Raw genomic sequence first — 21146 nt, forward strand, 5'->3', positions numbered from 1 at the left:
GGATGTTGAAACAGCGCACAATCAAGAATCTGGTCAAGACCACCGGCGTCGGCCTGCACTCCGGCACCAAGGTCGAGCTGACCCTGCGTCCGGCCGCCCCCGATACCGGCATCCTGTTCCGCCGCGTGGATCTCGATCCCGTGGTCGAGCTGCCGATGATCGCTACCGGCGTGGGCGATACCCGCATGGCCTCGACCCTGACCAAAGATGGTGCCAAGGTTTCCACCGTCGAACACCTGCTGTCGGCCTGCGCCGGGCTGGGCATCGACAATCTGATCATCGACCTGACTGCCGAAGAAATCCCCATCATGGATGGTTCGGCCTCGTCCTTCGTGTTCCTGCTGCAGCAGGCCGGCTTGCAGGAGCAGAACGCGCCCAAGAAATTCATCCGCGTCAAGAAGGCGGTGGAAGTGCGCGAAGGCACGGGCGACAAGGAAAAATGGGCGCGCCTGGAACCGTATGACGGCTTCCGCCTGAAGTTCTTCATCGAATTCAATCACCCGGCCGTGGACGGCACCGGGCAGGTGGCCGAGGTCGATTTCGGCATCGACTCCTACGTCAAGGAAATCGCCCGCGCGCGCACCTTCGGTTTCATGCAGGACGTGGAAACCCTGCGCGGCATGGGCCTGGCCCGTGGCGGTTCCTTCGAGAACGCCATCGTCATGGATGAGTACCGCATCCTCAATGCCGACGGCCTGCGCTACGACAACGAGTTCGTGCGCCACAAGATCCTCGATGCCATCGGCGACCTGTACATCATCGGCCATCCGCTGCTGGCCAGCTACGATGCCCACAAGTCCGGCCATGGCCTCAACAACCTGCTGCTGCGCGAATTGCTGTCGCAGCCGGATGCCTATGAGATCGTCAGCTTCGACCAGCTCGACCAGGCCCCGCAGACCTATGTGATGCAAGCCCAGCAGGAGTGGGCGCTGAACTGACGCTGGCGCTGGCTGCACACGCTGCAATGTAGAACGCCCCGGCCTGGACCGGGGCGTTTGCTTTTCTGGCGATGGCTTGCTGGCGATCTGACGAGAGAAATCTTGTAAATTTTTTAGAAGAATCTCGTGATCCGGCTATTTCCGGACTATTTTCCCTGAAGAAATGGCGGGTCTTCTCCTGCCTGCTTGGCCAATCTGCGCTGGTCGCGCCGCCGTATCATGGCGTCGATGGCTTCCTTCAGGCCCTGGCTGCGCGGATCGCTGGCCAGTGTACTGCTGAGTTCGGCGAAGGAAGTGAGCGCGTTGTCGGTCAGTTCCAGCACCCGTTTTGGCGCTGGCGGGGGGGCCGTCCGGCCAACTTGCACTTTGATTCGGATTGAATTAACCTGCCATCCGTCCTTCAGCAGGCGGTCCTGCAGCCTCGGGGTTTGCTGCTTCAACCGTGCCGCCAGTGCTGCATTGGGCGCGCTCATGACCAGCACGCCAGCTTCAAACTGCAAGATCTGACACGCGGCAAACATCGCCGGCAAGTTCGCGGCCACTGACTGCTGCAGCGTGCCCATGCGAGCCAGGGCGGGCAACAGCGCCGCCATCGTCGAATTCGACCGCAAGAAATCCGCGGCTCCCTTCGTGCTCTTCGCCATGCGTTGAGCACTTGTGAGAGCCGGCCGATAAGGGGTAAACGTAGATGCGTACTTCATCTTTAAACCTTATCACATCCGGTGTCTGACCGGCCGGAGACCAAGGAGCAAAGATGCAAATTATCCTGTTGCACCCCCGTTTCACCAAAGCCCGATCGGTCACGCTCGGCACCAAGCACCTCCTGCTGATGTTGCTGCTGCTGGTGAGCGTGATCGCCGGCGCTTCGCTGTCCATCACCTATTTCCTGCTCAACAAGGCCGGCGACCCGGATGCCGCGCCCATGCTGCACAAGCTGGCCGTCTCCATGAGCCAGGAAGAAGATGGCCGCAACGAGAAATTCCTGAAAGAGAACCTGGCCATGATGGCCGTGAAGGTCGGCGAGATGCAGGCCCAGATGATGCGCCTGGATGCGCTGGGCGAACGCGTGCAGGGCTTGGCCGGCATCCGTCCGGAAGAATTCAATTTCAAGGAGCTGCCCGGTCGTGGCGGCGCTGAAGTCTCCAGCATCGCCGGCTCCGGCCGGGATGTCGGCATGGATGAGCTGCGCCGCATGCTCGACAACCTGGCCCAGGATGCCGGCCATCGTTCCGATTATCTCAACGCGGTGGAATCCACCCTCATGGGCGACAAGATCAAGTCGCGCCTGCTGCCGACCAATCAACCGGTCAACGTGGCCTACAACTCGTCGAGCTTCGGCTGGCGGCTGGACCCCTTCAGCGGCCACAACGCCTTCCATGAAGGCCTGGACTTCCCGGCCCCGGTCGGCACCCGGATCGTCGCCGCCGCCGCCGGGGTGGTGATCGCCTCGGAATATCATTATCAGTTCGGCAACATGCTTGAAATCGACCACGGCAACAACATCATCACCCGCTACGCCCACGCCTCGCGGCTGTTCGTGAAGGTGGGCGACATCGTCAAGCGCGGCCAGCATGTGGCCGATGTGGGTTCGACCGGGCGTTCGACCGGGGCGCACCTGCACTTCGAGGTCCGCATACGCGGCATCGCCCAGGATCCGCGCAAGTTCCTGGCGCTCGGTGCCACCGGCGGCAACCAGCCCAAGCAGATGCCGGTCTTCGTCGCGGGCCGCTGAGTCCGCTCGGGCAAGTTCTGGCCGGTGCCAGCCTCCGTGGGACGGGCGTTTGCGGCCGGGGAGGGTGGCCTGCAGGCCGCATTCCTGGCGCATCATTGCATCTCTGGCAAGCCCGGCATGAAGATTTTTGCCAAATCCCCATCCCCCATTGAAACCTTGCAAACACGCCCGATCTAAAGCGAATGCGGCGCGCAGGCGGCATGAAGACGGGCTGGCGAGCCAATGCCCTCGGCCTGCGTGCTAGAATCCATGGTTTATTTTCGGGCGTTGTCGGCTGGAATCCTGCCGCCGGGAGCCCAACGTCACTCTGCCGGATCGTTCATCGGCGCTTTTATAGAATCCAAGCATGTCATTCCTGACCAAGATTTTCGGCAGCCGTAACCAGCGACTGCTCAAACAATATCAAAAAATCGTCCGCCAGATTAACGCGCTGGAGCCCTCGGTCGAGAAGCTGAGCGACGCCGAACTGCAAGCCAAGACGCCCGAATTCAAGCAACGCATCGCCGGCGGCGAAACGCTGGATGCGATCCTGCCGGAAGCCTTCGCCGTCTGCCGCGAAGCGTCCCGCCGCGTGCTCAAGATGCGCCACTTCGACGTGCAGCTCATCGGCGGCATGGCGCTGCACTTCGGCAAGATCGCCGAAATGCGCACCGGTGAAGGCAAGACCCTGATGGCAACCCTGCCGGCCTACCTCAATGCGCTCGGCGGCAAGGGCGTGCACGTGGTGACCGTCAACGACTACCTGGCACAGCGCGACTGCGAAGACATGGGCCGCCTCTACAGCTGGCTGGGCCTGACCACCGGCGTGAACCTGTCGCAGATGGAACACGACGTCAAGCAGGAAGCCTACGCCGCCGACATCACCTACGGTACCAACAACGAGTTCGGTTTCGACTACCTGCGCGACAACATGGTCTTCGATGCCGATGACCGCGTGCAGCGCGCCCTGAACTTCGCCATCGTCGATGAAGTGGACTCGATCCTGATCGACGAAGCGCGTACCCCGCTGATCATCTCCGGCCAGGCCGAGAACCACACCGAGCTGTATCACAAGATGAACGCCGTGCCGCCCCTGCTGACTCTGCAGATCGGCGAAGAGACCCCGGACGGCAAAGGCAAGATCGAAGTCCCCGGTGATTACACCAAGGACGAGAAGAGCCACCAGGTCCTGCTGACCGAAGCCGGTCACGACAAGGCCGAGGAAATCCTGACCCAGATGGGCCTGTTGCCCGAAGGCGCATCGCTTTACGATGCTGCCAACATCACCCTGATCCACCACCTGTACGCCGCCCTGCGCGCGCACACCCTGTATCACCGCGACCAGCATTACGTGGTGCAGAACGGTGAAGTGGTGATCGTCGACGAATTCACCGGCCGCCTGATGACGGGCCGCCGCTGGTCCGATGGCCTGCACCAGGCCGTCGAAGCCAAGGAAGGCGTCAAGATCCAGAACGAGAACCAGACCCTGGCCTCGATCACCTTCCAGAACTACTTCCGCATGTATGCCAAGCTGTCCGGCATGACCGGTACGGCTGACACCGAAGCCTACGAATTCCAGGAAATCTATCACCTGGAAACCGTGGTGATCCCGCCCAACCGTCCCAATGCCCGCAAGGACCGCCAGGACCAGGTCTACAAGACCGCGCAAGAGAAGTACATGGCCATGGTCAAGGACATCCAGGACTGCTACGAGCGCGGCCAGCCCGTGCTGGTGGGCACCACCTCGATCGAGAACTCGGAACTGCTCTCCGGCATCCTGACCAAGTCCAAGCTGCCGCACAATGTCCTGAACGCCAAGCAGCACGCGCGTGAAGCGGAGATCGTGGCGCAGGCCGGCCGTCCCAAGATGATCACCATTGCCACCAACATGGCCGGCCGTGGTACCGACATCGTGCTGGGCGGCAACGTGGGCAAGCAGATCCAGCTGATCGAAGCCGACGAATCCCTGTCGGATGCCGACAAAGCCGCCAAGTCGCAGCAGCTGCGCGATGAATGGCAGTCCCTGCACGACCACGTGGTCAATGCCGGCGGCCTGCACATCATCGGCACCGAGCGTCACGAATCGCGCCGCGTGGACAACCAGCTGCGTGGCCGTTCCGGCCGCCAGGGTGATCCGGGTTCCTCGCGCTTCTACCTGTCGCTGGATGATGCGCTGCTGCGCATCTTCGCCGGCGACCGCGTGCGCGCCATCATGGATCGCCTCAAGATGCCCGAAGGCGAACCGATCGAAGCCGGCATCGTGAGCCGCTCCATCGAGTCGGCCCAGCGCAAGGTGGAAGCCCGCAACTTCGACATCCGCAAGCAATTGCTGGAATACGACGACGTCGCCAACGACCAGCGCAAGGTCATCTACCAGCAGCGCAACGAGTTGCTGGAGTCGGCCGAGATGGCCGAGATGATCGCCTCCCTGCGTGATGGCGTCTTCACCGACCTGTTCCGCGAATACGTGCCGGCCGAGTCGATGGAAGAGCAGTGGGACATCCCCGGCCTGCAAGCTGTGCTCAAGAACGAATGGCAGCTCGACATCGACCTGGAAGCCATGCTCAAGGCCGAACCCGACCTGGCCGAAGACGAACTGCTGGAGCGCCTGCTGACGGCCGCCAAGGACACCTACGAAGCCAAGGTGGCCGTGGTGGGCGTGGATGCCTTCGCCGGTTTCGAGCGCAGCGTCATGCTCCAGAGCATCGACAACCACTGGCGCGAACACCTGGCCGCACTGGATCACCTGCGCCAGGGTATCCACCTGCGCGGCTATGCGCAGAAGAACCCCAAGCAGGAATACAAGCGCGAAGCCTTTGAGCTGTTCGCCCAGATGCTGGACCTGATCAAGAACGAAGTCATCAAGGTCGTCATGACCGTGCGCATCCAGAGCCGCGAAGAAATCGAAGCGGCCGAGGAAAGCATGGCCGGTGGCTCGCCCATCAACGTCAACTACCAGCACGCCGACTTCGATCCCGAAGCCGCGCCGGAAGAACTGCTGGCACCGACCGCCCAGGCCGGTGGCGAAGACGACGGATCGGAATACCCCAAGGTCGGCCGCAACGATCCCTGCCCTTGCGGCAGCGGCAAGAAGTACAAGCAGTGCCACGGCAAGCTGGCCTGAACCAGAGGTCCCCCGGTTCGGCCGCATTCCGGCCAGATGTGAAGAGGCTGTCCACCCAAGCGGGTGGGCGGCCTTTTTTACATCCTGCAGGTGAAGGCTTCTGCAAAATTGGCCTGGCTCCCTTTATGATGAACGCTCCGGCAGCCCACGCCTGCCGCCCAGGAGAACAAGAAGATGTCGCTCGCCAAGATGTTTCGTGCTTCCCGTCTCAGCTTCACTGCCACCGCCATCGCCGTCCTGCTGGCCGGCTGCGCTTCCTCGCCGCTGCCGCAGTGGCGCGACAGCGGCAACCCGGGCTACGCGCCCGTCACGCCCTCCATCCCGGTGACCAATACCGGCGTGCCCGCCGTGGCCATCAGCACCGCGCCCCCCACGCGGGCGGCGCTGGTGGAAGCGGCCAAGGCTGAGTGGGATTTCTTCGGCAACCAGCAGATCGACATGCGCCATGAGCCCTTCAGCGCCCCGCGCCTGGGCTTGCTGGAAGACGAGGGCGAGGCCGTGCAGCGGGTGGCCGAGTACTGGCACGCGGTCGGCAAGAACCTCACCGGTGCGGATTGCCAGCAAGCCTGGTCGGCGGCCTTCATTTCCTGGCTGATGGTGAGCACCAATGTGCCGCCGCAGGATTTCGCGCCCAACGAAACCCATTTCAATTACCTGAGCTTCCTCAAGGACCGCCAGTCGCGCCCCTCGCCGCAATTCGTGTTGCGCCCGGCCGAGAGCGAGCCGATTGCGCCCGGTGACCTGATCTGCGCCCCGCGCGGCAACAACAACATCACTTCCATCGACGAAATCCGGCCCGGGCTGGCCGGCCATTGCGATCTGGTGGTGGAGGTGCATGCCGATGATGGCTGGGCTGGCGTGATCGGCGGCAATGTCTTCAACTCGGTCTCCGAATCCCTGATCCCGGTGGATGAGCAAGGCCGCGCCCAGCCGATTGCCGCGCGCCCGTGGCTGGTGGTGGTCAAGAACCTGCTGCCGTGACGGGCCGCCCATGCTGATCCTGGGAAAACTGCTGCTGGGGCCCCTTTTGCTGGCGCAAGCAAAACGCCTGCGCCAGACCGCGCTGCGCCTGCCGGAAGCGGCCGGTCCGCGCAGCGGCATGGAGTTTCCCCCCATGCAGCCCCGGTTGGTGGCCGAGCCGTTGCGCGTGCTGGTGGTGGGCGACTCCTCGGCCGCCGGGGTCGGGGTGGAGCATCAGGAGCAAGCCCTGGCCCAGCCGCTGGCTCGCCAGCTGGCCGCGCGCACCGGGCATCCGGTGGCCTGGCAGCTGGTGGCGCAGAGCGGCGTCAATTCGCTCGAAGCGCTGGATCTGCTGGCGCGCCATGAGATCGGTCCGGCTACGGTCCTGGTGGTGGCCCTGGGCGTGAACGACGTGACCTCGCAGATGAGCCCGCAACGCTACGTGGCCAACCTGCGCCTGCTGTGCGAACGCCTGATGGCGCAGGCCGGGGTGGAGCACATCGTCTTCTCGGGCTTGCCGCCCATGCACCTGCTGCCGGTGGCACCGCAGCCGCTGCGCTGGTATCTGGGCCGCTATGCGCGCAAGCTGGACCGCGCCCTGCGCGACTGGATCGATGCCGAGGCCGCCTTGCGCTACTGCTCCATGCAATGGGCGCTGCCGCATGAGATGGCGATTGACCGCTTCCATCCGGGCCACGGCCAGTATGCGCAATGGGCCAGGATGAGCGCCGAGATCATCGAAAGCGAGTTTCTGCGTCATCAGCCGGTGACGGAAAGTGTTTAAAATACGCGTTCCGATTTTTACGCTGAAAGCTCGCCATGGCCGTCAATTCCCCGATTCCCGTTCCTTCTGACCTGAAAGCCGTCGCCGGCATCGAACTCGGCCATGCCGAAGCGGGTGTGCGCAAGGCCAATCGCAAGGACGTGCTGGTCATGAAGCTGGCCGAGACCGCCACGGTGGCGGGCGTCTTCACCAAGAACCGTTTCTGTGCCGCCCCGGTGCAGATCTGCCAGGCCAACCTGGCGCAGTTGAGCGCCGGCAAGCCCATCCGCGCCCTGGTGATCAACACCGGCAACGCCAACGCCGGCACCGGTGAAGAAGGCCTGCAGCGCGCCAAGTCGGTCTGTGCTGCATTGGCCCAGCAGATGGGCGTGGAGCCGCAGCAGATCCTGCCGTTTTCCACCGGCGTGATCCTGGAGCCGCTGCCGGCTGATCGCATCATCGCCGGCCTGCCGCAAGCCATCGGCAACCTGAAGGCTGACAACTGGTTCAACGCGGCCGAGTCCATCATGACCACCGACACCCAGCCCAAGGCTGCTTCGCGCACCCTGACCATCGGCGGCAAGCAGGTGGTGATGACCGGCATCAGCAAGGGCGCCGGCATGATCAAGCCCAACATGGCCACCATGCTGGGTTTCCTGGCCTTCGACGCCAAGCTGCCGCAGGCACTGCTGAACCAGCTGGTCAAGGACGCCGCTGATCACTCCTTCAACTGCATCACCATCGATGGCGATACCTCGACCAACGATTCCTTCATCCTGATGGCCACCGGTGCCGGCGAACTGGAGATCACCAGCGCCGACAGCGACGAGTACAAGCAACTGGCTGCTGCCGTCACCGACCTGTCGCAGCATCTGGCGCACCAGATCGTGCGCGATGGCGAAGGCGCGACCAAGTTCATCGAAGTGGCCGTGGAAGACGGCAAGAGCATCGAGGAGTGCCGCCAGATCGCCTACTCCATCGGCCATTCGCCGCTGGTCAAGACCGCCTTCTTCGCCTCCGATCCGAACCTGGGCCGCATCCTGGCCGCCATCGGCTATGCCGGCATCGACGACCTGGACGTGTCCAAGATCAACCTGTGGCTGGACGATGTGTGGGTCGCCAAGGACGGCGGCCGCAACCCGGATTACCGCGAAGAAGATGGCCAGCGCGTCATGAAGAAGGCCGAGATCGTGGTGCGTGTGAAGCTGGCGCGCGGCACGGCCAAGGCCTCCATCTGGACCTGCGACCTGTCGCACGACTACGTCTCGATCAACGCCGACTATCGTTCCTGAGCGGTTTTCTTCACCTCGCGGCGTTTCGCCGCCATCGGCCCACCCATCCCCGGGCCGGTGGCGCGCCCGGGATGGCGGCGGCAACATGAATGCCCGCGCCCTCGGATCAATTTTATTCACACCGGCCGCCAGCGCCTTGCGCCACAATGGCGCGTGCATTCCCGCCCCGTTCATCCCGATTTGCGATCACCATGACCCAGCTAGACCAATTCCTGCAGCGTGCCGAAGCCTTGCTGGCGCGCGTCGAAGCCATCCTCCCCAACGCCGCCGCCCGTGAGCCCGACTGGAACGCCGCCGTCGCCTTCCGCTGGCGCGGTGCGACGGCCCAGCGTCCCGGTTACCTGCAGGCGGTGGGGCAGATCTCCAAGATCGGCCTGTCGGACCTGCATAACATCGGCCCGCAAAAGGAACAGATCGACCAGAACACCCGCCAGTTCGTCGAAGGCCGCCCGGCCAACAACGTGCTGCTGACCGGCGCGCGCGGCACCGGCAAGTCCTCGCTCATCAAGGCCTGCCTGAACCAGTACGCGGACCGTGGCCTGCGCTTGATCGAAGTGGACAAGGATGACCTGCACGACCTGCAGGACATCGTTGAACTGGTGGCGGCGCGTCCGGAACGCTTCATCGTCTTCTGCGACGATCTTTCCTTCGAGGAAGGCGAGGGCGGCTACAAGGCGCTGAAGGTGGCCCTGGACGGCAGCATCGCCGCGCAGTCCGACAACGTGCTGATCTACGCCACCTCCAACCGCCGCCACCTGATGCCGGAGCGCCTCTCCGACAACAATACCTACACCCACACCGAGGATGGCGACCTGCACCCCGGCGAAACGGTGGAAGAAAAGATTTCGCTCTCCGAGCGCTTTGGCCTGTGGGTGACCTTCTATCCCTTCAAGCAGGACGATTTCCTGGACATCGTGGCGCACTGGCTGCGCCACTTCGGCTGCAATGATGCGCAGATCGCCGAAGCCCGCGCCGATGCCCTGCGCTGGGCGCTGCAACGCAGCTCGCGCTCGGGCCGCGTGGCCTGGCAGTTCGCGCGCGACTACGCCGGCAAGGCGCAAGGCTGATGAGCGGCGATTCCAAGCCGGTGGCCAAGCCCATCGATGTGGCCGTGGGCATCCTGATGCAGCCCAACGGCGACGTGCTGCTGGGCCAGCGTCCGGATGGCAAGCCCTATGCGGGGTACTGGGAATTCCCCGGCGGCAAGGTGGAGCCGGGCGAAAGCATCTTCGCGGCGCTGCAGCGCGAGTTCAAGGAAGAGCTGGGGATCGAGGTGCTGGACGGCGAGCCCTGGTGCGGCGTCGAGCACGTCTATCCGCATGCCCATGTACGCCTGCATTTCTACATCAGCCGCCAGTGGCGCGGCGAGCCGCAGAGCCTGGAAGGCCAGGCCTTTGCCTGGCAGGGCAGCGTGGGGGTGGAACCGCTGCTGCCGGCCACCATCCCGCTGCTGCAGTGGCTGGATCAGCTGCGCTATGGCGACAAAGCCTGAAGATGGGTGGTTTTAAGGTGAAATGAAGGAAAAAGCCCGTCATCACTGCACGGGCTTGTCCCCTTCGTCTTCCAGCGGCAGGTTCACTGCGGGGATGGTGTACTTTTCTTCGGCCCAGGCACCCAGGTCGATTTGCTTGCAGCGTTCGGAACAGAAGGGGCGGTACTTGTTCTTCTCGCTCCATTCCACCTTGGTGCCGCAGGTCGGGCAGTCTACGATCGTTGCCATACGTTTTACTTCACTTCATTTATTCAGATTACGGATCAGAAGCCGCACAGCGCCAGTTCGAAGGGCACTTCGCCCTCGAAGGAGCGCGGCTTCTCGTCGCCATCCTGCTGGGTGAAACGCACCCACAGCATGTATTTGTTGGCCGAGATCTCGGGGATGGCGCCGAGGTTGATGTCCAGCGACAGGCGCAGCATCTGGTAGACCTTGCCTTGCAGCATCTGCTGGTAACTGCCGCCTTCGGCGTTGATTTTTACTGCATGTCCGGATTCGCGCAGCAATCGCATGACGATGGCGATGGCATCGAACAGCGGGATCAGCGGGGCGAACCAGTTGGAGATGTCCTGAAAACGGCGCTCAAACGGATGCTGTTGCCAGGCGTAATAGGCCGGCAGGTCGAATTCGCAGGCGCCGCCCGGGATGATGGTGCGGCCGCGAATGCTCATGAGCCATTCATTGTCGCGGATGTTCTGGCCGGTCTTGCCCTGGGCGGCCGAGAGGGCGCTGCTGGCCTGGTCGACTTCGGCCAGGATGGCATTGAGCATCTCGGGCTCGACATTGGGATTGGACTGGTAGGCCAGCAGGATCTGCTTTTGCCGTTCGAGCTCTTGCAGCAGGTCGGACTTGAGGTCGGCGCGTCCGGCGACCTCCAGCATTTCAAAAATGGTGGCAAGGGCGATGTGATGCTGATGCGGGCTTTCCTGGTGCAGGAAGAAGACGAATTTCTCGTAGAGATCTTCCAGTCGCAACAGCGTGCGAATACGCTCATTGAAAGGGTATTCGTAGACGATCAAAGCATGATCCCTTTATTGGTTGAACCGGACTTGTTAGGCCGCTGACAGGCCGCGTGGGTGCAATAACCTCGTCAACATGTGCAATGTCTGTGATTCTGACCCATGCAGAAGAAAATTACAAATGCAGTCGCCATCAAATGAAGCTGCAGGAGCGCATCGCATTTGCCGCGCTGCTCAAGTGCATTGCTGCAGCCGCGCAAGCTGCACCATCGCTCAGTGCCCGCCTGCCAGCGCCAGGTAGCGCGCATGCAGCTCGCGTACCTGATGCGGCAGGTCGGCATTGCTGCCGCCGTTGTCGATGACGTCCTGCGCCACCGCCAGCCGCGCCTGCCGGCTGGCCTGCGCGGCCATGATGGCTTCCACTTCCTCGCGCTGCAGGCCGTTGCGCTGCATGACGCGCGCGATCTGCACTTCTTCCGGGCAATCCACCACCAGGATGCGGCTGGCACGGCCAACCCAGGTGCCGGACTCCACCAGCAGCGGCACCACGAAAATGACATAGGGACCGGTGGCATCCTCGGCCTCGCGCACGGTTTCGCTGCGGATCAGCGGATGCAGGATGGCTTCCAGCGCATGGCGCGCCGTCGGGTTGCCGAACACGTGCTGGCGCATGCGGGTGCGGTCCATGGCACCGTTCGCATCGATGAATTCGGCGCCGAAATAATCTTGGATGGGAGCGATGGCCAGGCCCTGCGGTGCGGTCAGGGCGTGGGCGATGGCGTCGGTATCGACCAGCGAAGCGCCGAGCTCGCCAAACAGGTTGGCCACCGTGGTCTTGCCGCTGCCGATGCCGCCGGTCAGGCCGATGGTGAAGCGTTCAGTCAGTGAGGTCATGGGATCAGAAGTCGTAGAGAAGTTGCGTGAACCAGCCATGGCCCATCAGCAGGGTCAGCATGCCGGCGGTGGCCAGGCAGGGGCCGAAGGGAATGGCCTGGCCGCGCTGGTGGCGGCCCAAGCCCATCAGCGCCAGGCCCAGGACTGCGCCCAGCGCCGAGGCCAGCAGCAAGACCAGCGGCAAGGCCTGCCAGCCCAGCCAGGCCCCGAGTGCGGCCATGAGCTTGAAGTCGCCATAGCCCAGACCCTCCTTGCCGGTGGCCAGCTTGAAGATCCAGTAGATCAGCCATAGGACGCCATAGCCGGCCATCGCGCCCAATACGGCATCCTGCAGCGGCACCAGGCGATGCACCACGTTGACCAGCAGGCCCAGCCACATCAAGGGCAGGGTGAGGTCGTCGGGCAGCAGCATGGTGCGGGCATCGATCACCGCCAGCGCAATCAGGAAGGACGCGCACACCATCAGCGCCGCGCCGTGCAGGCCCAGGCCGAAGCGCCAGCCCAGCAGGGCGAACAGCAGTGCGGTCAGCAGTTCCACCAGCGGATAGCGCGCGCTGATGGGGTGGGCGCAGAAGGCGCAGCGTCCGCGCAACAGCAGCCAGCTCAGTACGGGAATCTTGTGATGCAGCGCCAGCGGCGCGGCGCAATGCGGGCAGGCGGAGGCCGGCAGCCAGAGGTTGTAGCGGTCGGCATGCGGCAGCGCTTCGCCGCGTTCCCCTGCTACGAAGTTGGCGGTCTCGCGCAGCATCATCAGCGGCACGCGATGGATCACTACATTGAGAAAGCTGCCGACCAGCAGGCCCAGCAGCGCCGCCACGCCGGCGAGTGCAGCGTTGCCGGGGAAGTCCAGGGCATCCAGGAAAGACATCGTCGGGTTCAACTGGTTTGGTCGTCAAAGAAGGGGAAGACAGGCGTGCCGGCTTATACCACTGCACCCATGCGGAACACCGGCAGGTACATCGCCACCACCAGGCCGCCGATCACCACGCCCAGCACCGCCATGATAACGGGTTCCATCAGGCTGGTGAGGGCAGTGACGGCTTCATCCACTTCGCGTTCGTTGAGATCGGCGATCCTGCCCAGCATGGCGTCGAGGGCGCCGGCCTCTTCGCCCACGGCCGTCATCTGCACTGCCAGGTCGGGGAAGACGCCCGTGGCCTTCATGGCCGCATGCAGCGAGGCACCGTTGCGCACGGCGTCGCGCACGGCCAGCGAGGCGTCGGCATAGACCACGTTGCCGGCCGCGCCGGAGACCGTTTCCAGCGCTTCCACGAGGGCGATGCCGGCACCGAAGAGGGTGCCGAAGGTGCGGCTCCAGCGTGCCAGCGCCGCTTGCCGCAACAGCTTGCCGAACAGCGGCAAGGACAGGCTCAGGCGCTGCGCCGCCAGTCGCAGCGGAAGATAACGCCGCCACGCCAGCAGCGCCAGCACGCCCGTCACCAGCGTGCCCAGCAGCAGCCAGGGACCGTGCTGGCCCAGCAGGCGCGCCGTGGCCATGACGATGCGCGTAGGCAGCGGCAATTCGGCCCCGAACTGCTGGAACATCTGCTCGAAAGCCGGCACCACCCACAGCATGATGACCACCGTCACGATGATCGCCACCAGCACCACGGCGCAGGGATAGGCCAATGCCGCGCGCACCTTGCCGCGCAAGGCCAGGGATTTTTCGCGATAGAGGGCGATGCGTTCCAGCATGCTGTCGAGCATCCCCGCTTCTTCGGCGGCGCGCACCAGGTTGCAGAAGAGCGCATCAAACTGGCGCGGATGGCGCGCCAGCGCCGCATGCAGGCTCTCGCCGCGCGCCACGGCCTGGCGCACGTCGGCCAGCAGCGCGGCCAGTGCGCTCTGGCCGGCGCCGCGAATGGCTACATCCAGCGACTGCAGCAGCGGCAATCCTGCCCGCAGCATGGTGGCCAATTGGCGGGTGAAGAGGGCGATCTGTTTGGCGCTGATGCGGCCACGCGTCCTGGCTGTGGCCGGGTTTGATGCAGGGGCCTGGCCATTGTCGAGGTCGGCCGCACGCTCCGCGCGCCCCAGCCGCGCCACGCGCATCCCCTGCTGGCGCAGCCGGGCGCGTGCCTGCCCTTCATCGCTGGCTTGTATCACACCGCGCTGCGGGCGATTGTGGCGGTCCAGCCCTTCCCAGCGGAATTGGGACGCCGATGTCGTGCGATCAGGTGCAGGCAAGGATTTCTCCCACGCTGGTTTCACCGCGCAAGACCTTCAGCAGTCCCGCCCGCCGCAGGTCGATGATGCCCTCCGCTTGCGCCTGCCGCCCCAGATCCAATGTGCCGGCCTGGGCCAGGATCAGCGACTGCATGGCCGCGCTGACCGGCATCACCTGATAAATGCCGGTGCGCCCGCGAAAGCCGGTCTGGTTGCAGGCCGGGCAGCCGTGCGGCACGAAGGTGGCCGGCGTACCACCGGCCGGACGGCGGCAGCGGCACAGCTTGCGCACCAGCCGCTGGGCCACGATCAGGCTGACCGATGCCGCAATGTTGTAGGCCGGTACGCCCATGTTGAGCAGCCGCGTGAGCGTGGCCGGGGCGTCGTTGGTGTGCAGGGTGGAGAGCACCAGGTGCCCGGTTTGCGAAGCCTTGACGGCGATGTCGGCGGTCTCCAGGTCGCGGATCTCGCCCACCATCAGTACATCCGGATCCTGGCGCAGGAAGGCGCGCAGTGCCAGGGCGAAGTCCAGTCCGGCGCGCTCGTTGATGCTGACCTGGTTGATGCCGGGCAGGTTGATTTCCACCGGGTCCTCGGCGGTGGCGATGTTCACGCCCGGCTGGTTCAGCCGCTGCAGGCAGGCATACAGCGAGACCGTCTTGCCGGAGCCGGTCGGCCCGGTCATCAGGACCAGCCCGTGCGGCTTGCTGATGGCTTGCAGCAGCGCTTCCTGCTGGGCCGGTTCATAGCCGAGGTCGCTGATCGACAAGGCCGCCTGGGCGGTGTCGAGGATGCGCAGCACGATCTTTTCACCGAACTGCGTGGGCAGCGTCGAGACGCGGAAATCGACGGTGCGCGCGCCCAGTGCCAGGCGCATCTTGCCATCCTGGGGCAGGCGCTTTTCGGCGATATCCAGACGCGCCAGGATCTTCAGGCGGGTGGCCAGCTTGTCGCGCAAACTCAGCGGCGGCTGCGCCAGCTCGTGCAGCACGCCATCCAGGCGCAAGCGCACGCGGAAGAGATGTTCAAAGGGCTCGAAATGCAGGTCGGAAGCGCCCATGCCGACGGCATCGGCCAGCAGCTTGTGCAGCAGGCGCACCACGGGGACGTCATCATCGGCCACGGCCGTGTCGGGAGTGTGCAGCATGGGAGACCTCGCGCAGGGGCGCTGCCGCAGGGCAACGCACAGGGGAGGGCAAGTCTCCCACGCGCGGCGGCCGCCCGAAAAGCGGGCCGGCCGTTTGCGCGGGACAAAATCGGTGGAGTTCGATGCCGGCCTGCAAGGCCCGGCGCAGGCTCAGTCCTGTGCCTTCACTTTCGCAGGCATGGCAATGAGCTTGACCATGCGGATGGCCTGGTTCTGTACCTGCACGATCTCGATCACGCAGCCATCGATCTTGACGGCCACGCTGGCTTCGGGAATGTCCTGCAGGGTTTCCAGCAGCAGGCCGTTGATGGTCTTGGGGCCATCCAGCGGCAGCTTCAGGCCCAGGCGCTTGTTGATGTCGCGCAGGGTGGTGCTGCCTTCAAGCAGGCAGGTGCCGTCCTTGTCCCAGCCGAAACCTTCGCCGGAGGAGCCGGGCGAGGAGGTCGTGAATTCGCCGATCATCTCTTCGATGATGTCCTCCAGCGTCACCAGTCCCTGCACTTCACCGTATTCATCGACCACGATGCCCAGGCGTTCGTGGTTTTCCTGGAAGTACTGCAGCTGGGTGAAGACATCGGTCTCCACCGGCACGTAATACGGGGCCGAGAGCAGGGCGCGGATGTCGTCGTGGGTGATGTCGTCTTCCTGGCGGAACAGTGAGACCGTCTTGCGCACATGCAGGATGCCGACGATGTGATTGATCTCGCCCTCGAACACCGGCAGCTTGTTGTGATAGCAGGTGGCCAGCTGGTGCAGGATCTCCTCCACCGGGGCGGCCAGGTTCAGGGCCTCGACCTGGGCGCGCGGGGTCATGACGTCTTCCACCGAAATCTTTTCCAGGTCGAACAGGTTCAGCAGGATGCTCTTGTGCTTCTGCGGAATGAAACTGCCGCCTTCGAGCACGATGGAGCGCAGCTCTTCGGGCGAAATGCGCTGCTCGGCCGCGCGCGATCCGGTCTTGATGCGCAAGACCTTGAGGATGGCAGAAACGAAAATGTTGACGAACCACACCAGCGGCTTGGCCACCCGCATCAGCGGCTTGAGGATGAAGCTGGTAAAGAGCGCAATGCGTTCGGGATGGGTGGCACCAATCACCTTGGGCACGATCTCGGCAAAGATGATCAAGAGCGCCGCCACGAAGGCGGTGGCCGCCGTGATCACGCGCTGGTGGTTGCCGAAGGCGGCAATGGCCAGCGCCGTCACCAGGGCCGTGGCCAGCGCATTGATGACGGTATTGGCGATGAGGATCAGCGAGAGCAGCCGCTCAGTGCGATCCAGCAACCACAGGATGGTGATGGCGGCCCGGTTGCCCTGTTTGGCCAGGTGCCGCAGGCGATGGCGGTTGGCGGCCATCAGCGCCGTCTCGGTCATGGAAAAGAAGGCCGAGAGCAGGATGAGAATGAGGAGTGCAAGAGCTTGCACCCATATGGGTACGGTATCCAAACGTTGCCGTCAGTGGGTTGCCCTCACGCATGGGAGGGAGTCGGCGGGCCTGTTTGCTTGTCATCATGACAGGCAAGCCAGGGCGGCCAGCGAGCGCCAAAGTCTAGACGATGGGGGCTTATCCCGCAAGCCGGGCGGCGGCGCGGTGTGGCGCCTGCGCCCGGACTTGCCCTTCAGTAACCCTTGCTGTGGTCGTAGAGATGCGGCGGCGGCAGGCCGTCCAGCATGGCGGCAATGGCTACCGCCGTCTGCCTGGCGCGTTCGCGGCGCGAGGGCGTGGCCGCTGCATGGGGCGTGACCAGCACGCGCGGATGGCGCCAGACGGCGGCCTCGGCGGGCAGCGGTTCTTCATCGAACACGTCCAGCACCGCACCGAACAAGTGTCCGCTGTCGAGCGCGGCCAGCAGATCCGGCAGGCACATGTGGCTGCCGCGGCCGACGTTGATGACCGCGGCACCGCGCGGCAACTGGCGCAAGAGATCGGCATTGATGAGGTGGCGGGTATCGGTGGTCTCGGGCAAGAGGCAGATCAGGATATCGGTGCGGCCCAGGAAGTCCGGCAACGTATCGGGCCCGGCAAAGCAAGCCAGCCCCTTCTCGCTGCGCGGCGAGCGCGCCCAGCCGGCCGTCTCGAAGCCGACCGCCGCATGCATGCGCGCCGCCGACAGGCCCAGCGCACCCAGTCCCAGCACGCCCACGCGGGTTTCGCGCGCCGTGCGGGGCGTGGAAAATTCGCGCCATTCGGCGCGCGCCTGCTGGGCAATGATGCGCGGCATGTCCTTCAACAGCATCAGGCTGCTCATGAGCGTGAATTCGGCCATGCGCTGCTGCGTTTCAGGCGTGACCATGCGCACGATGGGCAGCTCCGGCAGGTGCGGGTCTGCAAGGATGTGATCGACTCCGGCAGCCGCACTGATGATGGCCTTCAGGTTGGGAAACTGCGCCAGCCGCCCCGGCTCGGGCTGCCACACCAGCACGAACTGCACGCGCGCCGGATCGACTTCCGGATCATCCCAGGCGCGCACGTCGAGGCCCAGCCCGGGTGCGAATTCATGGAAGCTGGCGCGCCACTCGGCCAGCGCGGCAGCGCCGCCGGACTTGATCAGCAGCACGGGAGCAAGAGCAGGGGTGGTCATGCTTGTGGCTCCACGGGATTGGCCTGGTGCATGGGCCGGCGCAAGGCCGGGTCGAAGGGATTGATCCGGCGCGACAGGGCGGCGGCTTCCCGCTGCAGCATCTGCACCACGGTCGGCAGGCGCTCCTCGGTCAGGCGCGAGGTCAGCGTGCCTACGCTCAAGGCACCGACGATGTTGCCGCCGGCATCGAAGAGCGGCACACCCAGCCCGGCCATGCCATCGAGCAGACCGGCCTGGCGTGCCGCATAACCGGTCTCGCGCACACGCTCGATTTCCGTGCGCAGGTAGACCTCGTCATAGACCCCGAATTCGCGCAGGCGCGGCACGTTATAGCGGATCACTTCCTCGCGTTCTTCTTCCGGCAGGAAGGCGAGGATGGCCAGCGCGCCCTGTCCCACGCCCAAGGCGACGCGCCCGCCGATGTCGCCGGTGAAGGCGCGGATCGGGAAGGGGCCATCGACGCGATCCACGCACACCGCATCGAAGCGCGAGCGCAGCAGCAGGAAGACCGTATCACCGAGACTGCCGCACAGCCGCAGCAGCGCCGGGCGGCACAGGCTGCGCACATCCGACGCATTGCCGGCGCGTGCGGCCAGGGCGAACAGGTCCATGCCCAGGCGATACAGCTTGCTGCGCTCATCCTGTTCCACCACGCCTTCACCTGCCAGCGATTGCAGCAGCCGGTGCGTGGTGCCCTGGGTCAGGCCGATGGCCTTGGCTACTTGCGTCACCCGCATGCCTTGCGGTGGTGCATCGGCCAGCGCACGCAACACCGCAAAGGTGCGCTGGATGCCGTTGACCGGCAGGGAGGCGGGGGCGCTGGCGGCCGTGGCCTCGTCGTTGTGCTCGCTCATGAGGGGGCTTTGTCTGCTGGGTGGAATCGGCGGGGGTTCGCTCGCCGATGCATTTCATTGGATGGAATAAATATAAAAAATTTCCCGACTGTCGAAATACGATAGCAGAATTGGCACCGAAATTGCATCAATAACGAAACAGGAGACGCGCCGCTCACATCGCTCCAGCGATGGGGTTGCGCAATTGAAAGTATGCATCGGAGCGCCCGCCGGCCGACAAGCCCGCCAGCCGTGCAGCGCCCGAACCTTGCGACAGGGAGCTTGCAATGTCATTTCTCACGCTGACCAATGTCAGTAAGTTCTATGGCGATACCCAGGCGGTATCGGGGTTCAACCTCACGGTGGAAAAGGGTGAGTTCATCTCCCTGCTCGGTCCTTCGGGCTGCGGCAAGACCACCACCCTGCAGATGATCGCGGGCTTCGAGGCCGTCAGCGGCGGCCGCATCGAACTCGACGGCCGCGACATCACGCATGCCAAGCCCAATACGCGCGGCCTGGGCATCGTGTTCCAGACCTATGCGCTGTTCCCGCACATGACGGTGGAGCAGAACGTGGCCTTCGGGCTGGAGATGCGCAAGTGCGGCGCCGCTGAGAAGCGCGACCGTGTGGCGCAGGCCCTGTCGCTGGTGCATCTGGAAAAACACGGTGCGCGCTATCCGCGCGAACTCTCCGGCGGCCAGCGCCAGCGTGTGGCCCTGGCGCGCGCGCTGGTGATCGCCCCGCCGGTGCTGCTGCTCGATGAACCGCTGTCCAACCTCGACGCCAAGCTGCGCGAAGAGATGCAATTCGAACTGCGCGACATCCAGCGCAAGGTCGGCACCACCACCATCATGGTCACGCACGACCAGAGCGAAGCCATGTCCATCAGTGACCGCGTGGTGGTGATGGAGGCCGGCCACATCACCCAGGTCGGCCGTCCCCTGAACGTGTATGAACATCCGGCCAACCGCTTCATCTCCACCTTCGTGGGCAAGGCCAACCTGCTCGAAGGCCAGGTGGTCGGTGCCGCAGGTGAACGTGCCGACATCGCGGTGGGCGGCATGATGCTGTCGCTGGAAAGCACCGACACCGGCCTGCGCGGCGGCGGCCGCGTGGTGCTGGGCCTGCGTCCGGAAAAGATCCGCTGTACCGCGCCCGGCCAGGGCCGCTGCAATGGCGAAGTGGTGCGCCGCTTCTTCCTCGGCAGCCAATGGATGTATGAAGTGGAGACCCCGCTGGGCCTGCTCTCGGTCCTCTCGGCCAACGACGGTGCCGAAGCACTGGAGCAGGGGGCTGCCGTCGGCCTGGCGTGGAGTGACTACAGCCTGCGCCTGGTCTCCACCGCCCGCAGCGATGAAGGGGTCGCAGCATGAGCGCGGCCGGCACGACTTCCGTGGCACCGCCCGTGGTGAGTGCCGCCGCCAGCGACAAGGCCCCCGGCCAGCGCAGCCTGCCCTGGCTGATGTCGGCCCCGGCCATCCTGCTGTGTACGGTGATGCTGCTTGTGCCGCTGGTACTGACCTTCGTGCTGTCCTTCAACGCCTATGATGCCGAGACCGGCCCCAAGGCCGGTACCTTCACGCTGGAGCATTACGCAGCGGTGCTGACCGATCCGTATTACTACGGCATCTTCTGGCGCACGCTGTGGATCTCGGGCCTGGTCACGCTGATCTGCATCGTGGTGGGTGCGCCCGAAGCCTGGATCCTCAACCGCATGCGCAAGCCCTGGCGCTCCATCATGCTGCTGGTGGTGCTGGCCCCGCTGATGATCTCGGTGGTGGTGCGCGCCTTCGGCTGGAGCATGCTGCTCGGTCCCGAAGGCCTCATCAACGGCACGCTGGTGGCGCTGGGCTTTGCCAAGGTCAAGCTGCTCTATACCGAAACGGCCATCGTCATTGCGCTGGTGCACGTGATGCTGCCCTTCATGGTGATCCCGGTGTGGACCTCGCTGCAGAAACTCGATGGTGGCGTGGCCAATGCGGCGCTGTCGCTGGGCGCCTCGCCCATCACCGTGCTGCGCCGTATCGTGCTGCCGCAGATCATGCCCGGCATTCTCTCGGGCAGCCTGATCGTCTTCGGCCTCTCGGCAAGCTCCTTTGCCATTCCGGGTTTGCTGGGCGGACGCCGCCTGAAGATGATGGCCACCATCATCTATGACGAATACCTGCACGAACTGAACTGGCCGCTGGGCGCCGCCATCGCGCTGCTGCTGCTGGTGGCCAACCTGGTCATCATGCTGGGCTGGAACCGCATGATCGAACGCCGCTACAAGAAAGCGCTGGGCTGAA

The 21146-nt window shown here is 64.5% G+C and carries 20 protein-coding genes; 10 read left to right on the forward strand and 10 right to left on the reverse strand.

All coding sequences use genetic code 11. The features are described 5' to 3' along the window. The first annotated feature begins 2 nt into the window (after positions 1 to 2). A complete protein-coding gene (lpxC, locus tag E2K99_RS01815) occupies positions 3 to 938 on the forward strand; it encodes a UDP-3-O-acyl-N-acetylglucosamine deacetylase (RefSeq protein WP_039790443.1) in 936 nt (311 codons plus the stop codon). 146 nt (positions 939 to 1084) lie between these two features. Here lpxC and E2K99_RS01820 read toward each other — a convergent pair whose 3' ends face one another. After that, the gene (locus E2K99_RS01820; RefSeq protein WP_134221151.1) at positions 1085 to 1639 is read right to left on the reverse strand and encodes a DciA family protein; all 555 of its coding nucleotides are present in this window, start codon (positions 1637 to 1639) and stop codon (positions 1085 to 1087) included. A gap of 53 nt (positions 1640 to 1692) precedes the next feature. On the opposite strand from E2K99_RS01820, the gene E2K99_RS01825 reads away from it, so the two are divergent. The 7 genes from E2K99_RS01825 to E2K99_RS01855 all read left to right on the forward strand — a co-directional run bounded on the left by E2K99_RS01825 (position 1693) and on the right by E2K99_RS01855 (position 10280). After that, positions 1693 to 2670: a M23 family metallopeptidase gene (locus E2K99_RS01825; RefSeq protein WP_121042534.1), complete on the forward strand. Its 978-nt coding sequence runs from the start codon at positions 1693 to 1695 to the stop codon at positions 2668 to 2670. Between the two features lie 346 nt (positions 2671 to 3016). Then, positions 3017 to 5773, forward strand: coding sequence for a preprotein translocase subunit SecA (secA, locus tag E2K99_RS01830; protein WP_121042536.1), 2757 nt, complete (start codon positions 3017 to 3019; stop codon positions 5771 to 5773). 174 nt (positions 5774 to 5947) lie between these two features. Next, on the forward strand, positions 5948 to 6754 hold the full coding sequence (locus E2K99_RS01835; RefSeq protein ID WP_121042538.1) for a DUF2272 domain-containing protein: 807 nt from the start codon (positions 5948 to 5950) through the stop codon (positions 6752 to 6754). A gap of 10 nt (positions 6755 to 6764) precedes the next feature. Further along, entirely contained in the window at positions 6765 to 7517 is a 753-nt protein-coding gene (locus E2K99_RS01840) for an SGNH/GDSL hydrolase family protein (protein ID WP_134221152.1), read from the forward strand. Between the two features lie 35 nt (positions 7518 to 7552). Further along, entirely contained in the window at positions 7553 to 8788 is a 1236-nt protein-coding gene (gene argJ, locus E2K99_RS01845) for a bifunctional glutamate N-acetyltransferase/amino-acid acetyltransferase ArgJ (RefSeq protein WP_134135682.1), read from the forward strand. Positions 8789 to 8979: 191 nt separating this feature from the next. Next, a complete protein-coding gene (locus E2K99_RS01850; RefSeq protein WP_039790449.1) occupies positions 8980 to 9855 on the forward strand; it encodes an ATP-binding protein in 876 nt (291 codons plus the stop codon). After that, positions 9855 to 10280: an NUDIX domain-containing protein gene (locus tag E2K99_RS01855; protein WP_039790450.1), complete on the forward strand. Its 426-nt coding sequence runs from the start codon at positions 9855 to 9857 to the stop codon at positions 10278 to 10280. The genes E2K99_RS01850 and E2K99_RS01855 overlap by 1 nt, the downstream gene beginning before the upstream one ends. A 42-nt stretch (positions 10281 to 10322) precedes the next feature. On the opposite strand, the gene yacG is transcribed toward E2K99_RS01855, so the two are convergent. From yacG to E2K99_RS01900, 9 genes are all read right to left on the reverse strand, one after another. Then, positions 10323 to 10508 carry a DNA gyrase inhibitor YacG gene (gene yacG / locus E2K99_RS01860; RefSeq protein WP_034336666.1) on the reverse strand — a complete coding sequence of 62 codons (186 nt, stop codon included), beginning with the start codon at positions 10506 to 10508 and terminating at the stop codon, positions 10323 to 10325. Between the two features lie 35 nt (positions 10509 to 10543). Continuing rightward, a complete protein-coding gene (gene zapD / locus E2K99_RS01865) occupies positions 10544 to 11299 on the reverse strand; it encodes a cell division protein ZapD (RefSeq protein WP_034336663.1) in 756 nt (251 codons plus the stop codon). A gap of 213 nt (positions 11300 to 11512) precedes the next feature. After that, positions 11513 to 12133, reverse strand: a complete 621-nt coding sequence (gene coaE / locus E2K99_RS01870) for a dephospho-CoA kinase (RefSeq protein WP_134221153.1) — start codon at positions 12131 to 12133, stop codon at positions 11513 to 11515. Between the two features lie 4 nt (positions 12134 to 12137). Then, entirely contained in the window at positions 12138 to 13001 is an 864-nt protein-coding gene (locus E2K99_RS01875) for a prepilin peptidase (RefSeq protein WP_134221154.1), read from the reverse strand. 53 nt (positions 13002 to 13054) lie between these two features. Beyond that, the gene (locus E2K99_RS01880; RefSeq protein WP_134221155.1) at positions 13055 to 14320 is read right to left on the reverse strand and encodes a type II secretion system F family protein; all 1266 of its coding nucleotides are present in this window, start codon (positions 14318 to 14320) and stop codon (positions 13055 to 13057) included. Further along, a complete protein-coding gene (locus E2K99_RS01885) occupies positions 14307 to 15446 on the reverse strand; it encodes a GspE/PulE family protein (protein ID WP_134221156.1) in 1140 nt (379 codons plus the stop codon). The genes E2K99_RS01880 and E2K99_RS01885 overlap by 14 nt, the downstream gene beginning before the upstream one ends. 150 nt (positions 15447 to 15596) lie before the next feature. Further along, on the reverse strand, positions 15597 to 16889 hold the full coding sequence (locus tag E2K99_RS01890) for an HlyC/CorC family transporter (RefSeq protein WP_134221157.1): 1293 nt from the start codon (positions 16887 to 16889) through the stop codon (positions 15597 to 15599). 173 nt (positions 16890 to 17062) lie between these two features. Then, positions 17063 to 18025, reverse strand: coding sequence for a 2-hydroxyacid dehydrogenase (locus E2K99_RS01895; RefSeq protein ID WP_134221158.1), 963 nt, complete (start codon positions 18023 to 18025; stop codon positions 17063 to 17065). Then, positions 18022 to 18879, reverse strand: coding sequence for an IclR family transcriptional regulator (locus tag E2K99_RS01900; RefSeq protein WP_039790457.1), 858 nt, complete (start codon positions 18877 to 18879; stop codon positions 18022 to 18024). Before E2K99_RS01900 ends, E2K99_RS01895 begins: the two co-directional genes overlap by 4 nt. Before the next feature lie 266 nt (positions 18880 to 19145). Here E2K99_RS01900 and E2K99_RS01905 point away from each other — a divergent pair, with 266 nt between their 5' ends. Beyond that, positions 19146 to 20231 (forward strand): ABC transporter ATP-binding protein, encoded by a 1086-nt coding sequence (locus E2K99_RS01905; protein WP_034336645.1) that lies wholly within the window; start codon positions 19146 to 19148, stop codon positions 20229 to 20231. Further along, positions 20228 to 21145, forward strand: a complete 918-nt coding sequence (locus E2K99_RS01910) for an ABC transporter permease (protein WP_205703743.1) — start codon at positions 20228 to 20230, stop codon at positions 21143 to 21145. The genes E2K99_RS01905 and E2K99_RS01910 overlap by 4 nt, the downstream gene beginning before the upstream one ends. The last annotated feature ends 1 nt before the right edge of the window (position 21146 follow it).

Source organism: Herbaspirillum huttiense (assembly GCF_004367745.1).
Lineage (GTDB): Bacteria > Pseudomonadota > Gammaproteobacteria > Burkholderiales > Burkholderiaceae_D > Herbaspirillum > Herbaspirillum huttiense.